Genomic DNA, 17,283 nt, shown 5'->3' with positions numbered 1-17,283 from the left:
AAGCCGCCGGCCGAGCGCCGCACGGTGAGCGGACGACGGGGCGGACGCGGTGCCACGACGCAGCAGATGCAGCAGAAGCAGCCAGCCCGAGCGGACCAGACCGACACACGAGGCAGAAATACGTGAACTTCACGCGCTGGAGCGCCCGTCTTCCCGGAACGCAGCGTCGCGCCGCCGCCCGGGACGACCGCGGTTCCGTCCCCGCTGCCCGGGCCGAGTACGCACAGTCGGAATCCCCCGCCCCGCAGGCCGGCACGGCCGTCCCGCCGACTCCCGACGAGCCGCCCGCCGGTGCCCCGCAGAAGTCCGGCGGCGCCGGCACGGTGCCGGTCCTCGACGACCTGCCGGCCCGCGAGATCCTCGGCCGGCTCCCCGCACCCGTGGCGCTGTTCCACGGCCCCGACCACCGGGTCGCGTACGTCAACGCCGCATACGAGACGGCCTTCGGCCCCCGCCCCTGCGGCGCGCCCGCCGCCGAGACCATGCCGGAACTCGCCGAGCTCAGCGTGCTGCCCCTGATGGACCAGGTCCTGCGCAGCGGCACCCCGCGCACGGTCAAGTCCCGCCGGACCCTCGGCGGCAGCTCGTACACCGTGACCTGCACACCCGTCACCCCCTGGGACACCGAGGGCGGCTCGCCGGCCGAGGGGACGCTGCGCGAGGGCGGCGTACTGGTGCACGCGGCCGACGTCACCGACCACGCCGAAGCGGCCGAACGGCTCCGCACCAGCGAACGCCGCCACCGCGAGATGGCCGTCACCCTCCAGCGCTCACTGCTCCCGCAGGAGCTGGAGCAGCCGGACGACCTGCGGATCGCCGCGACCTACCAGCCCGGCGGCACGGACGCGGCGGTCGGAGGCGACTGGTACGACGTCATCACCCTGGGCGCCGGCCGCACCGCCCTCGTCATCGGCGACGTGATGGGCCGCGGGGTCCGGGCCGCGGCCGTCATGGGCCAGCTGCGCACGGCGGTGCGCGCGTACGCCCGCCTCGACCTGCCCCCGCACGAGGTGCTCCAGCTGCTCGACGGCCTGGCGGCCGAGATCGACGCCACCCAGATCGCCACCTGCGTCTACGCGGTGCACGACCCCAACGAGGGCCACCTCGTCTTCGCCTCGGCCGGACACCTGCCGATCCTGGTGTGCGACGAGGACGGGACGGTGCACGTCGCCGAGGACCCGACCGGCCCGCCGCTGGGTACGGGCGGCTGGATCCACACCTCCGGCACGATCGCGCTGCCGCCCGGTTCGACCGCCGTCCTTTATACGGACGGTCTGGTGGAGCGCCGCAGCGAGGACATCGACGAGGGCGTGGCCGCGCTCGGCCGGGCGCTCTCCGGCGCGAAGGGCTCTCCGCAGGTCGTCTGCGACCGGCTGATCCGTTCCCTGGGAGTGACCGCCGAGCACGACGACGACGTGGCGGTCCTGGTGGTCCAGCACCCCGCGCGCAAGGGCGCGGACGCGGAACTCTTCCACAACGCCTCGCTCGATCTCCTCGGCGGAGTGGAGGCGGCGCCGCGCGCCCGGGCCTTCGCCACCGGGGTGCTGACCTCCTGGCGCTTCCCGGACGAGCTGCGCGACCGCGGTGTGCTGGCCGCGAGCGAGTTGGTCGCCAACTCGCTCCAGCACGGCACCCCGCCCACCCGTCTGGGGCTCCGGCGCACCGACCGGCGGCTGATCATCGAGGTGACGGACGGGGACGACCACCTGCCGCGCCGCCGGAGGGCGGAGCCGGGAGACGAGTCGGGGCGCGGCATCGCGATCGTCGCCGCGGTCGCCACGTCCTGGGGGAGCCGCCGCACCCCGGGCGGGGGCAAGGCGGTGTGGTGCGAGTTCGCGCTGCCCCGGTGACGCCGCCGTCCCGGGGCGCGTACCCGACAGGCTCAGACGGTCGGCGCGTGCGCCGGGACGGGTCCCGTCGGCTCGGGCAGGGACACCGCGACCACCCGTGACGGCAGGGCGGCGAGCGAGGGCTGGTCCTGCACCGGGGTGAGCCGTCGTCCCAGCCGCAGCGCCAGCACCGTGATCCCCAGCGACACCAGGACGAACGTCAGGATGTACGGGGCGTGCAGCGAGGCCCCCATCGGACCCCCGACCGCGGGTCCGAGCGCCAGCGCGAGCTGCTTGCACAGGGCGAACACCGAGTTGTACTGCCCGACCATCGACTCGGGCGCCAGATCGGCGACGAGCGGGGCGACGGTGGGAGACAGCATCGACTCGCCGAGCCCGAAGAGGGCGTACGTCGAGATCATCGCGGCCGTTGCCATGGTCTGGCTGCCGTGCCCGAGGCCCGCGTAACCGGCCACCACCCAGGCGAAGGCCCAGATCAGGCCGACTCCGGCGATCACCCGGCTGCGCTTGCGCCGCTCCACCAGCCGCAGCACCACGAACTGGGCGAGGACGATCGCGGCCGTGTTGGCGGCCAGCGCCAGGCCCAGTGCGGACGGTTCGATGCCGGCGGCCTCGGTGCCGTACGCCGCGAGCCCGGACTCGAACTGGCCGTAGCAGGCGAAGAACACCACGAAGCCCAGCACACAGAGCTGGACCATGGCCCGGTGCGACAGCATCGCCCGCAGCCCGCCCCGGCCGTCCGTCGCGGTACCGGCCCCGTCGGCGGAGCGCGGCACGACGGGCGCGTGGGGCAGCCGCACGGTGCTCACGACGGCGCCGAGCACCAGGAACATCACGGCCTCGACCACGAAGAGCAGGGTGAACGACCCCGGCCGGTCCGTGTCGACGATCTGCCCGCCGACCAGCCCGCCGATGCCCATGCCCAGGTTCTGCAGGAAGAACTGCATGGCGAAGGCGCGGGTACGGGTCGTGGCGGTGGAAGAACGGACGAGCAGGGTGGCGAGCGCCGGCTGCATGACCGCGGCACCCGCGCCGAGCACGGCGGCCGACAGCACCGCCGTCGTCACCCCGCCCGCGAAGCCGAGCGACGCGACGCCGGCCGACGCCACGACCGAGGCGCCCATCAGCACCGGCAACGGACCGCGCCGGTCGATGACCCGCCCGGTGAACGGAAGGACGACCAGTGCTGCCATCGCGAAAACCGCCAGCACGACTCCCGCCGTACCGGCGCCGAGACCGCGTACCTGCGCCACGTAGACGTACAGATACGGAACGGTGAACCCGGTACCGAACGCGGACAGCGCGCTCCCCAGCTGAATCCGCCGCAGCGCTGCGCCCATCTCCCTGGTCACACTCACCTACCCCACGATCACGGGGCAGCTCATTGCGCCCCCGAACTACACAGACCCGAAGACTTTAGCACTAAAGTTAGAACTTCAACAATGAACATTGAAGGACTTCGAAGGGTGTGGAGTCGCATGCGATACTGCCCGCCATGTCCGAAACCACCGAGCTGGGCCCCGACGAGCCGAGCCTCGACGAGCAGATCGCGGCCTACCAGCGCGAATACAGCGACCTGGACCCGCAGGTCGAGCAGGTCGTATCGGCCCTGGGGCGGCTCAACCGTCGGATGAACGTCGCCTACGGAAGACAGCTCGCGGCCCTGGGCATCAGCAACGCCGAGTGGGAGGTCCTGAAGACCCTCGTCCTCGTAGGCAGCCCCTACCGCCTGGGCCCCGGCGAACTGGCGAAGCGCCTCGGGCTCACCCCCGCGGCCATGACGCACCGCATCGACCGCATGGCGGCCGAGGGCCTCGTCACCCGCGACCGGGACGAGAGCAACCGGGTACGCGTCATCGTGGAGGTCACCGACGAAGGCCGCGCGAAGTGGCTGGAAGCGATGCGCATGGCGACCGTCTTCGAGGAGGACGTCCTCCAGGACCTCTCCGGCGACGAACGCGGAGTCCTCAGCGAGCTGCTGTTCCGGCTGCTGCGCCGGGTGGAGGAAGCCCAGCCGGACGCGGGCGGCCGGCTCACCGATCTCTCCTGAAGGCGCTCTTCACCGAGCGCCGCGGGTGTCGTCGGTCAGGGTTGACACGGCACCCCGCGATCAGTAAAGTTCTCCGAGTTGTCACGGAGCCGGATGGTTCCGGGGCAGCCGATCCCGCCGCGGACAGCGGCAAACAAACTCTGCACGAACCCACACTCGGGATAATTTCGGCATGCCGGAATTCATTTCGAAGACTCGATTATGAGTTGCGGGGAAGAGCCGCTAGAGTTTGAGACGTCGGAACGGCCCAACGGCCGGGAAGACAAGCCCCACTGACTGGGAATCAGGCCCGAAAGGATCTGATAGAGTCGGACTCGCCGGAAAGGGAAACGCGAAAGCGAAGAACTGGAAAGCGAAAATCGCTTGACCCGCTTCGACCGGGAATCGGACACGAAAGAGTCTGATAGAGTCGGAAACGCAAGAACGAAGGGAAGCGCCCGGAGGGCCCCGGTGAAACGGGACCGAAGGAAGCGTCCGTTCCTTGAGAACTCAACAGCGTGCCAAAAGTCAACGCCAGATATGTTGATACCCCGGCCTGCTTCGGCAGGTTGGTGGTTCCTTTGAAAAGTCCTACCGGCCTCAACGGTCCGGTGGGCAACAACAGCGAGGACGCTGTGAACGACCGGTCATATTCCGACCTGGTCGTTCCGCTCTCGTGTTGTGATCCCGATTACGGGAAAACATTCACGGAGAGTTTGATCCTGGCTCAGGACGAACGCTGGCGGCGTGCTTAACACATGCAAGTCGAACGATGAAGCCTTTCGGGGTGGATTAGTGGCGAACGGGTGAGTAACACGTGGGCAATCTGCCCTTCACTCTGGGACAAGCCCTGGAAACGGGGTCTAATACCGGATAACACTCTGTCCCGCATGGGACGGGGTTAAAAGCTCCGGCGGTGAAGGATGAGCCCGCGGCCTATCAGCTTGTTGGTGGGGTAATGGCCTACCAAGGCGACGACGGGTAGCCGGCCTGAGAGGGCGACCGGCCACACTGGGACTGAGACACGGCCCAGACTCCTACGGGAGGCAGCAGTGGGGAATATTGCACAATGGGCGAAAGCCTGATGCAGCGACGCCGCGTGAGGGATGACGGCCTTCGGGTTGTAAACCTCTTTCAGCAGGGAAGAAGCGAAAGTGACGGTACCTGCAGAAGAAGCGCCGGCTAACTACGTGCCAGCAGCCGCGGTAATACGTAGGGCGCAAGCGTTGTCCGGAATTATTGGGCGTAAAGAGCTCGTAGGCGGCTTGTCACGTCGGATGTGAAAGCCCGGGGCTTAACCCCGGGTCTGCATTCGATACGGGCTAGCTAGAGTGTGGTAGGGGAGATCGGAATTCCTGGTGTAGCGGTGAAATGCGCAGATATCAGGAGGAACACCGGTGGCGAAGGCGGATCTCTGGGCCATTACTGACGCTGAGGAGCGAAAGCGTGGGGAGCGAACAGGATTAGATACCCTGGTAGTCCACGCCGTAAACGTTGGGAACTAGGTGTTGGCGACATTCCACGTCGTCGGTGCCGCAGCTAACGCATTAAGTTCCCCGCCTGGGGAGTACGGCCGCAAGGCTAAAACTCAAAGGAATTGACGGGGGCCCGCACAAGCAGCGGAGCATGTGGCTTAATTCGACGCAACGCGAAGAACCTTACCAAGGCTTGACATATACCGGAAAGCGCCAGAGATGGTGCCCCCCTTGTGGTCGGTATACAGGTGGTGCATGGCTGTCGTCAGCTCGTGTCGTGAGATGTTGGGTTAAGTCCCGCAACGAGCGCAACCCTTGTTCTGTGTTGCCAGCATGCCCTTCGGGGTGATGGGGACTCACAGGAGACTGCCGGGGTCAACTCGGAGGAAGGTGGGGACGACGTCAAGTCATCATGCCCCTTATGTCTTGGGCTGCACACGTGCTACAATGGCCGGTACAATGAGCTGCGATGCCGTGAGGCGGAGCGAATCTCAAAAAGCCGGTCTCAGTTCGGATTGGGGTCTGCAACTCGACCCCATGAAGTCGGAGTTGCTAGTAATCGCAGATCAGCATTGCTGCGGTGAATACGTTCCCGGGCCTTGTACACACCGCCCGTCACGTCACGAAAGTCGGTAACACCCGAAGCCGGTGGCCCAACCCCTTGTGGGAGGGAGCTGTCGAAGGTGGGACTGGCGATTGGGACGAAGTCGTAACAAGGTAGCCGTACCGGAAGGTGCGGCTGGATCACCTCCTTTCTAAGGAGCATCTAGGCCCTGTAATGGGGTCGAGGGCCACTTCGTCGGCAAATGTTCGACGGTGGTTTGCTCATGGGTGGAACGTTGACTATTCGGCACGGTTGGTTGGTTGTTGCGAGTACTGCTTCGGCGTGGAAAGTAATGATGGATCGGTCGTGTCGGGCACGTTGTTGGGTATCTGAGGGTACGGCCGAGAGGCTGCCTTCAGTCCGGTCCCAGTGAACTCAGCCGTAAGGTTTGGGGTGATGGGTGGCTGGTTGTTGTTTGAGAACTGCACAGTGGACGCGAGCATCTGTGGCCAAGTTTTTAAGGGCGCACGGTGGATGCCTTGGCACCAGGAACCGATGAAGGACGTGGGAGGCCACGATAGTCCCCGGGGAGCTGTCAACCTAGCTTTGATCCGGGGGTTTCCGAATGGGGAAACCCGGCAGTCGTCATGGGCTGTCACCCGCTGCTGAACACATAGGCAGTGTGGAGGGAACGAGGGGAAGTGAAACATCTCAGTACCCTCAGGAAGAGAAAACAACCGTGATTCCGGGAGTAGTGGCGAGCGAAACTGGATCAGGCCAAACCGTATGTGTGTGATACCCGGCAGGGGTTGCGCATGCGGGGTTGTGGGATCTCTCTTTCACAGTCTGCCGGCTGTGAGACGAGTCAGAAACCGTTGATGTAGGCGAAGGACATGCGAAAGGTCCGGCGTAGAGGGTAAGACCCCCGTAGCTGAAACATTAACGGCTCGTTTGAGAGACACCCAAGTAGCACGGGGCCCGAGAAATCCCGTGTGAATCTGGCGGGACCACCCGCTAAGCCTAAATATTCCCTGGTGACCGATAGCGGATAGTACCGTGAGGGAATGGTGAAAAGTACCGCGGGAGCGGAGTGAAATAGTACCTGAAACCGTGTGCCTACAAGCCGTGGGAGCGTCGCGCATCAAGCTTGCTTGGTGCGTCGTGACTGCGTGCCTTTTGAAGAATGAGCCTGCGAGTTAGCGGTGTGTAGCGAGGTTAACCCGTGTGGGGAAGCCGTAGCGAAAGCGAGTCCGAATAGGGCGATTGAGTTGCACGCTCTAGACCCGAAGCGGAGTGATCTAGCCATGGGCAGGTTGAAGCGGAGGTAAGACTTCGTGGAGGACCGAACCCACCAGGGTTGAAAACCTGGGGGATGACCTGTGGTTAGGGGTGAAAGGCCAATCAAACTCCGTGATAGCTGGTTCTCCCCGAAATGCATTTAGGTGCAGCGTCGTGTGTTTCTTGCCGGAGGTAGAGCACTGGATAGGCGATGGGCCCCAACGGGTTACTGACCTTAGCCAAACTCCGAATGCCGGTAAGTGAGAGCGCGGCAGTGAGACTGTGGGGGATAAGCTCCATGGTCGAGAGGGAAACAGCCCAGAGCATCGACTAAGGCCCCTAAGCGTACGCTAAGTGGGAAAGGATGTGGAGTCGCAGAGACAACCAGGAGGTTGGCTTAGAAGCAGCCACCCTTGAAAGAGTGCGTAATAGCTCACTGGTCAAGTGATTCCGCGCCGACAATGTAGCGGGGCTCAAGCGTACCGCCGAAGTCGTGTCATTCCAGCACATACCCCCAACGGGGGCTGGGATGGGTAGGGGAGCGTCGTGTGCCGGGTGAAGCAGCCGCGGAAGCGAGTTGTGGACGGTTCACGAGTGAGAATGCAGGCATGAGTAGCGATACACACGTGAGAAACGTGTGCGCCGATTGACTAAGGGTTCCTGGGTCAAGCTGATCTGCCCAGGGTAAGTCGGGACCTAAGGCGAGGCCGACAGGCGTAGTCGATGGACAACCGGTTGATATTCCGGTACCCGCTTTGAAACGCCCAGTACTGAATCAGGCGATGCTAAGTCCGTGAAGCCGGCCCGATCTCTTCGGAGTTGAGGGTAGTGGTGGAGCCGATGAACCAGACTTGTAGTAGGTAAGCGATGGGGTGACGCAGGAAGGTAGTCCAGCCCGGGCGGTGGTTGTCCCGGGGTAAGGGTGTAGGCCGTGTGGTAGGCAAATCCGTCACACGTTAAGGCTGAGACCTGATGCCGAGCCGATTGTGGCGAAGTGGATGATCCTATGCTGTCGAGAAAAGCCTCTAGCGAGTTTCATGGCGGCCCGTACCCTAAACCGACTCAGGTAGTCAGGTAGAGAATACCGAGGCGTTCGGGTGAACTATGGTTAAGGAACTCGGCAAAATGCCCCCGTAACTTCGGGAGAAGGGGGGCCATCACTGGTGATTGGATTTACTCCATGAGCTGGGGGTGGCCGCAGAGACCAGCGAGAAGCGACTGTTTACTAAAAACACAGGTCCGTGCGAAGCCGTAAGGCGATGTATACGGACTGACGCCTGCCCGGTGCTGGAACGTTAAGGGGACCGGTTAGCTGACTTTCGGGTCGGCGAAGCTGAGAACTTAAGCGCCAGTAAACGGCGGTGGTAACTATAACCATCCTAAGGTAGCGAAATTCCTTGTCGGGTAAGTTCCGACCTGCACGAATGGCGTAACGACTTCTCGACTGTCTCAACCATAGGCCCGGTGAAATTGCATTACGAGTAAAGATGCTCGTTTCGCGCAGCAGGACGGAAAGACCCCGGGACCTTTACTACAGTTTGATATTGGTGTTCGGTTCGGCTTGTGTAGGATAGGTGGGAGACTTTGAAGCGGCCACGCCAGTGGTTGTGGAGTCGCCGTTGAAATACCACTCTGGTCGTGCTGGATGTCTAACCTCGGTCCGTGATCCGGATCAGGGACAGTGTCTGATGGGTAGTTTAACTGGGGCGGTTGCCTCCTAAAGAGTAACGGAGGCGCCCAAAGGTTCCCTCAGCCTGGTTGGCAATCAGGTGTTGAGTGTAAGTGCACAAGGGAGCTTGACTGTGAGACCGACGGGTCGAGCAGGGACGAAAGTCGGGACTAGTGATCCGGCAGTGGCTTGTGGAAGCGCTGTCGCTCAACGGATAAAAGGTACCCCGGGGATAACAGGCTGATCTTCCCCAAGAGTCCATATCGACGGGATGGTTTGGCACCTCGATGTCGGCTCGTCGCATCCTGGGGCTGGAGTCGGTCCCAAGGGTTGGGCTGTTCGCCCATTAAAGCGGTACGCGAGCTGGGTTTAGAACGTCGTGAGACAGTTCGGTCCCTATCCGCTGTGCGCGTAGGAATATTGAGAAGGGCTGTCCCTAGTACGAGAGGACCGGGACGGACGAACCTCTGGTGTGCCAGTTGTCCTGCCAAGGGCATGGCTGGTTGGCTACGTTCGGAAAGGATAACCGCTGAAAGCATCTAAGCGGGAAGCCTGCTTCAAGATGAGTATTCCCACCCCCTTTGAGGGGTTAAGGCTCCCAGTAGACGACTGGGTTGATAGGCCAGATGTGGAAGCCCGGTAACGGGTGGAGCTGACTGGTACTAATAGGCCGAGGGCTTGTCCTCAGTTGCTCGCGTCCACTGTGTTGGTTCTGAAATAACAACCGCCGTGTTTTTCCGGTTGGTTAATTTCATAGTGTTTCGGTGGTCATTGCGTTAGGGAAACGCCCGGTTACATTCCGAACCCGGAAGCTAAGCCTTTCAGCGCCGATGGTACTGCAGGGGGGACCCTGTGGGAGAGTAGGACGCCGCCGAACAATTTTTCCGGGAGACCCCCGTGCCTTTGGGCACGGGGGTTTTCTGCGTTCACGGACTTTTTTCATCGCCTCTGTTGCCGGGTTTGTTGCCATCGTCATGACAGAAACCGATTGACCGGTCTCCGAGCACGGCGACAGCATGACCGCATGAGTACCGATCATGTGATGCGACGCGTGCGGGCCGACGAGTGGCCGGCGGTCAAGGAACTCCGGCTGCTTGCCCTCCAGGACCCGGCGGCGCCGGTGGCGTTTCTGGAAACGTACGAGAGTGCGGTCGAGGAGCCGGATTCGTTCTGGCAGCAGCGGACCGCCCGCGGGGCCGAGGGCAGCGACGTGGCCCAGTTCGTCGCCGAGGCCGCCGACGGGCGCTGGATGGGGTCGGTCACCGTTCTCGTCGAGCGTCCCGATCGGGAGGCCGTCTTCGGGGGCACGGTGGAGGCGACCCAGGGGCACCTGGTCGGCGTCTTCGTACGTCCGGAAGTCAGAGGGACCGGGGTGGCCGACGCGCTCTTCCGGGCCGCAGAGGAGTGGGCCTTCGGGCTCGAGGATCCGTACCTCGCACGCCTGCGGCTCTTCGTCCACGAGAACAACCCGCGAGCGGCCGCCTTCTACCGGCGGTACGGCTTCGTCCCCACCGGTAACACCGTCCCGGTCCCGGGCAATTCGGGAGAGCGCGAGGTGGAGCACGTACGGGAGCGTGGCTGAGTCGTGCGACCTTGTGGGGCCGTGGGTCACACGGCCGGTGGCGTCAGCGGGGTACGCCAGCGGGCGCGGGCCTGTTCGGGGGAGCGGAGCATCGCCAGCGTGACCAGGCCCTGACGCTCACCGGTCGTCAGCAGCTCGGGGAGGCAGGGCAGCGGCGCCACGGCCGCGACGTCGTCGAGGACCAGCGTGAGTGGTGGGTCGAGCCGACCGTCGGTTGACCGTGCGGCCAGGCGGCGGCCGTGCTCGACCACGTGCGAGGCGAGCGCGGTGAGCAGAGGCATCGCGCCCGGCTGGTGACGAGGATCCTCGATGGACTCGCCGACCACATACAGGGTTCCCCCTTCGGACGCGAAGGAACCCAGCGCGGCGGTATCGGCTCGATTCGGTGTGCAGGCCTCGCGGACATGGACCGTGGTCAGTGCGCTCAGCGCCCGTGCCGTCAGTTCCTGGGCCGCCCGGCGACGTTCGGGGTGTGCGGTGAGGGCGGACTCCAGCAGCCCGGCGAGCCCGGAGGCCGCTTTCGGGTGGGTGCGCAGGAGGCGTACCGCCTCCTGGGCGCCGCCGCCCATCGCCCAGCGGTGGACCTGGCGGAAGGGGCGGCCGTCGGTTGCCGCGGCGTGCAGCCAGCACTGCAGCAGGGTCTGCGCGGTGTCGGTGGTGGCCTCGTCGATGCGGGCCTGCGGGCGTACCGGTGCGAGGAACGCCGCGGCCCGGGCGGCGGCCACCTCGGGCTGCTCGCAGCCGGCGGTCGGCGACCAGTGGAGGCGGGCCGGGGTGTCGCAGAGATGGCCGGGGTCGTGGACGAGGACGGGCCCGAGCTTGGCGCGGGCGTCCTTCGTCTCTGCCCAGACCGTGGGGTCCGAGGTGACCACCAGCACCGCACCGGGGGCGTCCAGCACGGCCTGGACGGCGGTGGGCCGCCGCTCGGCCGCCGTCGCGTAGAGGAGAACGGGCGTGCCAGCAGCCCTGGGAGCGGGTACGAGCCGCTCGGGTTCCCCCGCAGGGACCGGGACAGGATTCGGAGCCGGTACGGGAGCGGGAGCGGGCGCAGGTGTAGGCGTAGGCGTAGGCGCTGAGGCCGGGGGCGCCGTGGGCCGGGCGGCCCGGGGGTCTCCCTGGTTCCCCGGTGCCTGGAGCGCCTGAAGTGCCTGGCGTTCCTCGCGGGCACGACGGCGCACCGCGCGGCCTCGCGTGACGACACCGAGGACGAACACGCCGAGCACCACCAGCACCAGCAGTTCGCTGATGAGCAGGCCCCAGAAGAGGCCGTAGCCGGAGAGCTCGGCGGGCGGGGTGTCCGGCCAGGCCCCGGCGAGGTCCTGGGGTGAGCCCGCGAGTTCGCGCAGGGCCGAGGGGGTGCGGGGCAGGGACACCCCGTGGGGCCAGGACCCGTGGGTGAACAGACCCGCGAGTCCCGTGGCCGTCCACGTCAGGAACGCCACCCCGAGGAGGAAGGCGATCCCTCCGATCAGCAGCCCGTCCGGGACTCCACCGCTCCGCTCCTCCCGGTGGACCGGGGGATGGCCGGGGCCGGAACCCGTAGAGGTGCGCGCCACCTCAGGCCACCGTGGACTCGGACGACTCGTCGAGCCGTTGCTGCCGCTCGATACGGGCTGCCCGCGCTTCCGTCTCCCGCTCTGCCTCGCGCGCGTACTCGGGGAGCAGATCGTCCAGGTCGTCCGCGGTGTTGGTGGACGACTCCGTCATCGCGCGGTCGGTGAAGACGAGCGGGCGTTCCGCCTCCGTGATCAGGTGCTTCACGACCTGGACGTTGCCGTTGACGTCCCACACCGCGATGCCCGGCGTCAGCGTCGGGATGATCTCGACGGCCCAGCGCGGCAACCCGATCACCCGGCCCGTCGCCCGGGCCTCGTCGGCCTTCTGGGCGTAGATCGTCCGGGTGGAGGCCATTTTGAGGATCGCCGCCGCCTCGCGTGCGGCGGCGCCGTCCACGACGTCGCTGAGGTGGTGCACGACCGCGACGAACGAGAGCCCGAGCCGGCGGCCGAACTTCAGCAGCCGCTGGAAGAGCTGCGCCACGAAGGGCGAGTTGATGATGTGCCAGGCCTCCTCGACCAGGAAGATGCGTTTCTTCCGGTCGGGCCTGATCCAGGTGTGCTCCAGCCAGACACCGACGATCGCCATCAGGATCGGCATGGCGATCGAGTTGCGGTCGATGTGCGAGAGGTCGAAGACGATCAGCGGGGAGTCCAGATCGATGCCGTCGGTCGTGGGACCGTCGAACATGCCGCGCAGGTCACCGTCGACCAGGCGGTCCAGGACGAGGGCGACGTCGAGGCCCCAGGCCCGTACATCGTCTATGTCGACATTCATCGCCTCGGCCGACTCGGGCTCCGGGTGACGCAGCTGCTCGACGATGTCCATCAGAACCGGCTGCCGGTCGGTGATCGTCAGATTGACGTACGCGTGGGCGACCTTCAGCGCGAAGCCGGAACGCTCGTCGAGACCGTGGCCCATGGCGACCTCGATGATCGTACGGAGCAGGGCGAGCTGGCCGGTCGTCGTGATCGCGGGGTCGAGCGGGTTGAGGCGGATACCGCCGTTCAGGGCGGCGGTCGGGTCGAGCCGGATGGGGGTGATCCCCAGCTGCTCGGCGATGAGGTTCCACTCGCCGTGCCCGTCCTCGCCCTGGGCGTCCAGCACCACGACCTGGCGGTCGCGGAAGCGGAGCTGGCGGAGCACGTACGTCTTCTCCAGCGCGGACTTGCCGTTGCCGGACTCGCCGAGCACCAGCCAGTGCGGTGCGGGCAGCTGCTGCCCGTACAGCTGGAAGGGGTCGTAGATGTAGCCCTTGCCGGAGTACACCTCGCGCCCGATGATCACCCCGGAGTCGCCGAGACCGGGCGCCGCGGTGGGCAGGTAGACGGCCTGCGCCTGGCCCGTGGACGTACGCACGGGCAGGCGGGTCGTCTCCACCTTGCCGAAGAGGAACGCGGTGAAGGCTTCCGACATCGCGGACAGTGGGTCTCGCACGAGTGGTTGCCCTCTCTCTCGGCTGCTTCCGGTCGCCCGGAGGTGGGGGTGGTGCTTGTGGTGCGGGTGCTCGCCCGCTATCGCGGACCGTGCCCGCTAGCGGCGGATGCCGGTCGCGAACGGGAGGGTGTTCACGAAGGCGCGGTGATGCTCGCGGTCGCACCACTCCAGCTTCAGGTACGACTTGCCGGCCGAGGCGCGGATCGTCCGCTTGTCGCGGGCGAGCGCCTCGGGGGAACGCGAGGAGACGGTGATGTAGCCAACCAGGTTCACCCCAGCCGCACCGCTCGCGAGGTCCTCGCCGCGCTGGTCGAGACGGCCGTGGGCGGCGATGTCGCGGGGGTCGACGGTGCGGTTCATCTTGGCCTGGCGGCTGGCCTCGGCGTCGTCGTTCGTCTTCTCGGTCAGCATCCGCTCGATGGCCACCTCGGTGGGTTCGAGATCCATCGTGACGGCGACCGTACGGATGACGTCGGGAGTGTGGACCAGCAACGGGGCCAGGAAGTTGACGCCGACGGGTGTCATCGGCCACTCCTTCACCCAGGCCGTGGCGTGGCACCAGGGCGCGCGGGTCGTCGACTCCCGGGTCTTGGCCTGCAGATACGTCGGCTCCATCGCGTCCAGCTCGGCCGGCCAGGCGTTCCGCTTGGTCATCGCCTGGATGTGGTCGATCGGGTGGTCCGGGTCGTACATCGAGTGCACCAGCGAGGCGAGCCGGCTCTGCCCCAGCGGCTGACGCACGCGGATGTCGGCCTCCGCGAGACGGGCGCAGATGTCCGTCAGCTCGCGGGCCATCACGACCGCCAGCCCGGAGTCGCGGTCCAGCTTGCGGCCACCGGGCGAGCGTGCCGCCCGCGCCATCGCGCTGGCCTCGGCCCCGAGCTCGCGGCTGTGGTGCATACAGGCGACGAGGTACGCGCGGTGCTGCTCGCTGGAGGTCGACACCATGGACTGCAGCTGGTCGTACGAATCCTGCAGCCAGCGCGGCGCGTGGTTGTCACCCCGCTGGGCGACGTCCTTCGCGTGCGCGTCGGGGTCGGCGGGGAGGGTACGGGCCAGCATCTGGATGCGGGTGACGAAGCCGTCGCCGTTCGCCACGTGCTTGAGCAGGGTGCCGAACCGGTCGACCAGCGCTTCCTGGTCCTCACTGTCGCGCAGCCCGACGCCAGGGCCCTCGATCTCGATGGCGGCGGTCACCGTACGCCGGTCGGCGTGCAGCAGCACCGCCATCTCGTCCGGCCCGAAGGGGGCGGAGAGCCAGCTGATCCGGCCGATGCCGGGCGGCGGCCCGACCTCGACCTCGCGGCCGTCACCACGCGTCCCGGCCTCCATCGCGGAGGAGCGGTAGGCGGTGCCGCGGCGCAGGGAGCGCTTGAAACTGCGGTTGATCTCGAACCACTTGTAGAAGGTCCGGTGCTTGTACGGGACGTACACGACGGCCAGGGCCAGCACCGGGAACCCGGTGAGCAGCACGATGCGCAGGGAGAGGACCGGGACGAGGAGCCCGCTCATCATGCCGAGGAACGCGCCGACGATGATGAGGGCGATCTCGCCGGTCTCGCGGTTCTTGCCGACGATCGCGTTCGGCCGGGCACGGCCGATGAGATACGTACGGCGGGGCGTGATCGGGTGGGACTGGATCGTCACCGCCCTCCACCTCCTGTGCTCGGATTACCTGTGCTGCCGGAACCGCCCCGCGGGGAGCGGCTGCTGTGAGGGGTCCCGGAAGTGGGACCGGAACCGCTGCGGGGCGCGGGTGCTCCCCCGCCTCCGCCCCGGGAGCCGTGTGCCGCGACACCGCCGCTGAGAGGGTTAGCCGGGCGGCCGCCGCCGCCACCGCCGCCTCCGCCGTTCTGGTCGTTGCGGCCGCTGTGCGTCTTGATGCCCTGCGAGACGAGAGCGGCGGGCGAACTGACCAGGGCGGCGGCCTGGGAACCGTCGGTGGCCTGCTTGCGGTTGGTACGGGCACCCTGGATCTCGTCGCCGAACCCGGGAACGAAGCGGTAGATCATCGCCGACGCGAAGATGGCGAGCAGGATGATCGAGAGCCCCGAGACGACGGCGGAGAGCGCGTCCGGGCCGTCGTCCGAGGAGAGTGCTCCCGCGAGGCCGAGGACGATCACGATCACCGGCTTGACCATGATCACCGCGACCATGATGCCCGCCCAACGGCGCACGTGGCCCCACATGTTCTTGTCGACGAGCCCGGCGTACACCACCACACCCAGCAGCGCGCCGACGTAGAGCAGCGCGGCCCGGATGACCAGCTCGAGCCAGAGGATGCCCGCGGCGAGCATCGAGACCAGGGAGACGACGATCAGCATGATCGGTCCCCCTCCGATGTCGTCGCCCTTCTTGAGCGCTTCGGCGAACGAGCCGAAGAAGACGTCGGACTGGCCGCCGGTGGCCGAGGAGATGACCTCGGTGACCCCGTCGGTGGCGGAGACCACGACGTACAGGATGAGCGGCGTGAACGCCGACGCCAGCACCGTGAGCCAGAGGTACCCGACAGCCTCGGAGATCGCGGTGGTGAACGGGACGCCCCGGATCGCTCTCTTGGCCACGGCGAACAGCCAGAGGACGAGGGTCAGGATCGTCGAGGCCGCGAAGACGATCGCGTACTGCTTGCGGAAGGACTCGTTGGTGAAGTCGACGTTGGCGGTGCCCTCGACGGCCTTGCTGAGCTGGCCGATGAGATACGACGCGGCGTCGGTGCAACCGTGCGCCAGGGAGGTGAGGGGGTCCAGGGGGTCGTCGGTGGCGGGGGGCGCGGTGCTGGCGCCGGCGTCGCCTTCGCAGTAGTCCTTGGCCAGACCCACGATGAGGTCACAAGGATTGTCTGTACTGCTGGGTGATGGAGTGGGCGAAGGGGAGGGCGCGGCGTAAGCGGTGGGGGATCCCAGAGTAGAGACAAAGCCACTGAGTAGCGTCGTCATTGCGAGCGCGCGAAGGCGGTGGCTACCGGGCATAAGTGAAGCCTCCGTATCCTTCGACGGCTCCTGAGATTTCGTCCGCGGTTGACGCGCGGTTGTCTCCGCTGACCGGGGTGGGGCCCTCGACCTGTGAAGATGAGTTGATCTTCCAGTCATCTTCGACCCAGACGAGCTTCTCGGTGATGGTGAACCAGGTTTCGGTGACGGGCTTGGTCGACCCCTGCCCGGCGAGTCCCACCAGCCCCGTGCACCAGACCTCTACCGTGGCGCTTTCACCGGCAAATGCCGTCGTTTTGGTGCCGACCGGGACGGTCCGAGAGACGAAGGACAGGCCTTCAGGTGTGCTGCCGTCCTCGTTGAGTCCGACAGCTTTGAGGAAGGCGGGTGAGTAGGCGGTGTCAGTGTCGGTTTGGAGACCGTCCACCACAGCTGGGTTGTGAGTGGCTTGGAGGATGGAGTGGCGTGTCTGAGCGTCAAACATGCCCGCAGAACCCAGCGCCACCGCGTAGTTTGCCGCCGCGCTCTGGGCGCCCTGCTGGTCATGGGCGAAGCCGGAGGCGATGCCGTCGGTCTTGCCCGTGACGGGCTGGGTGCCGGTGGGGGCGGTCGGGGCGGTGCCTCCGGTGCTGTCCGATCGGCTGGTGCCGGGGGTGGACGGGGCCGCGCTGTCGTCGCTGTCTCCGCCGCCGAGGTTCGCGAACGCGATGGCGGCGATCAGCAGCACCACGACGCCGGCGGCCATGACCAGGGAACGGCTGTTGCGGGCGGGCCGGCGGCCGTGGGGTGTGCCGGGGTAGCCCTCGGGGAGACGGGTGCGCGTCTGGCGGGTTCCGCCCATCGTGCTGTACGCGTCGTCGCCCCGGCCCCCGGAATCCCTGCTTCCGTAGCCCTGCTCGTCGTCGTAACTCATGCCGCGTACGTCCCCTCAG

General features: G+C 66.4%; 9 protein-coding genes and 3 rRNA genes. 6 read left to right on the top strand and 6 right to left on the bottom strand.

The genetic code is table 11. The features are described 5' to 3' along the window. Window positions 1-122: 122 nt before the first annotated feature. Window positions 123-1,850, top strand: coding sequence for a SpoIIE family protein phosphatase (locus OHA55_RS13775; protein WP_266706198.1), 1,728 nt, complete (start codon window positions 123-125; stop codon window positions 1,848-1,850). A gap of 32 nt (window positions 1,851-1,882) precedes the next feature. On the opposite strand, the gene OHA55_RS13770 is transcribed toward OHA55_RS13775, so the two are convergent. Next, window positions 1,883-3,190 carry an MFS transporter gene (locus OHA55_RS13770; RefSeq protein ID WP_266710641.1) on the bottom strand — a complete coding sequence of 436 codons (1,308 nt, stop codon included), beginning with the start codon at window positions 3,188-3,190 and terminating at the stop codon, window positions 1,883-1,885. Between the two features lie 155 nt (window positions 3,191-3,345). Between OHA55_RS13770 and OHA55_RS13765 the strand changes: the two genes are divergently transcribed. The 5 genes from OHA55_RS13765 to OHA55_RS13745 all read left to right on the top strand — a co-directional run bounded on the left by OHA55_RS13765 (window position 3,346) and on the right by OHA55_RS13745 (window position 10,427). Continuing rightward, entirely contained in the window at window positions 3,346-3,900 is a 555-nt protein-coding gene (locus tag OHA55_RS13765) for a MarR family winged helix-turn-helix transcriptional regulator (RefSeq protein ID WP_266706196.1), read from the top strand. Between the two features lie 683 nt (window positions 3,901-4,583). After that, window positions 4,584-6,109: ribosomal RNA gene (locus OHA55_RS13760) — 16S ribosomal RNA — on the top strand. A 296-nt stretch (window positions 6,110-6,405) separates the two neighbouring features. Continuing rightward, window positions 6,406-9,531 (top strand): 23S ribosomal RNA (locus OHA55_RS13755). A 74-nt stretch (window positions 9,532-9,605) separates the two neighbouring features. Then, window positions 9,606-9,722: ribosomal RNA gene (gene rrf / locus OHA55_RS13750) — 5S ribosomal RNA — on the top strand. The 16S, 23S and 5S rRNA genes sit together here, the layout of an rRNA operon. Before the next feature lie 147 nt (window positions 9,723-9,869). Next, window positions 9,870-10,427, top strand: coding sequence for a GNAT family N-acetyltransferase (locus OHA55_RS13745; protein ID WP_266706194.1), 558 nt, complete (start codon window positions 9,870-9,872; stop codon window positions 10,425-10,427). A gap of 26 nt (window positions 10,428-10,453) precedes the next feature. On the opposite strand, the gene OHA55_RS13740 is transcribed toward OHA55_RS13745, so the two are convergent. The 5 genes from OHA55_RS13740 to OHA55_RS13720 form a co-directional block, all read right to left on the bottom strand. Continuing rightward, window positions 10,454-11,983 carry a type IV secretory system conjugative DNA transfer family protein gene (locus OHA55_RS13740; RefSeq protein WP_266706193.1) on the bottom strand — a complete coding sequence of 510 codons (1,530 nt, stop codon included), beginning with the start codon at window positions 11,981-11,983 and terminating at the stop codon, window positions 10,454-10,456. A gap of 1 nt (window position 11,984) precedes the next feature. Next, window positions 11,985-13,400 (bottom strand): ATP-binding protein, encoded by a 1,416-nt coding sequence (locus tag OHA55_RS13735; protein WP_266706191.1) that lies wholly within the window; start codon window positions 13,398-13,400, stop codon window positions 11,985-11,987. Between the two features lie 117 nt (window positions 13,401-13,517). After that, window positions 13,518-15,068 carry an SCO6880 family protein gene (locus OHA55_RS13730; protein ID WP_266706189.1) on the bottom strand — a complete coding sequence of 517 codons (1,551 nt, stop codon included), beginning with the start codon at window positions 15,066-15,068 and terminating at the stop codon, window positions 13,518-13,520. Then, on the bottom strand, window positions 15,065-16,390 hold the full coding sequence (locus tag OHA55_RS13725) for a hypothetical protein (protein ID WP_266706187.1): 1,326 nt from the start codon (window positions 16,388-16,390) through the stop codon (window positions 15,065-15,067). The genes OHA55_RS13730 and OHA55_RS13725 overlap by 4 nt, the downstream gene beginning before the upstream one ends. Continuing rightward, window positions 16,380-17,264 (bottom strand): hypothetical protein, encoded by an 885-nt coding sequence (locus OHA55_RS13720; RefSeq protein ID WP_266706185.1) that lies wholly within the window; start codon window positions 17,262-17,264, stop codon window positions 16,380-16,382. Before OHA55_RS13720 ends, OHA55_RS13725 begins: the two co-directional genes overlap by 11 nt. Window positions 17,265-17,283: the final 19 nt, after the last annotated feature.

Source organism: Streptomyces sp. NBC_00102, assembly GCF_026343115.1.
Classification (GTDB): domain Bacteria; phylum Actinomycetota; class Actinomycetes; order Streptomycetales; family Streptomycetaceae; genus Streptomyces.
Note: the sequence above shows the minus strand (reverse complement) of the source record. Positions and strands in the feature narration are given on the sequence as shown.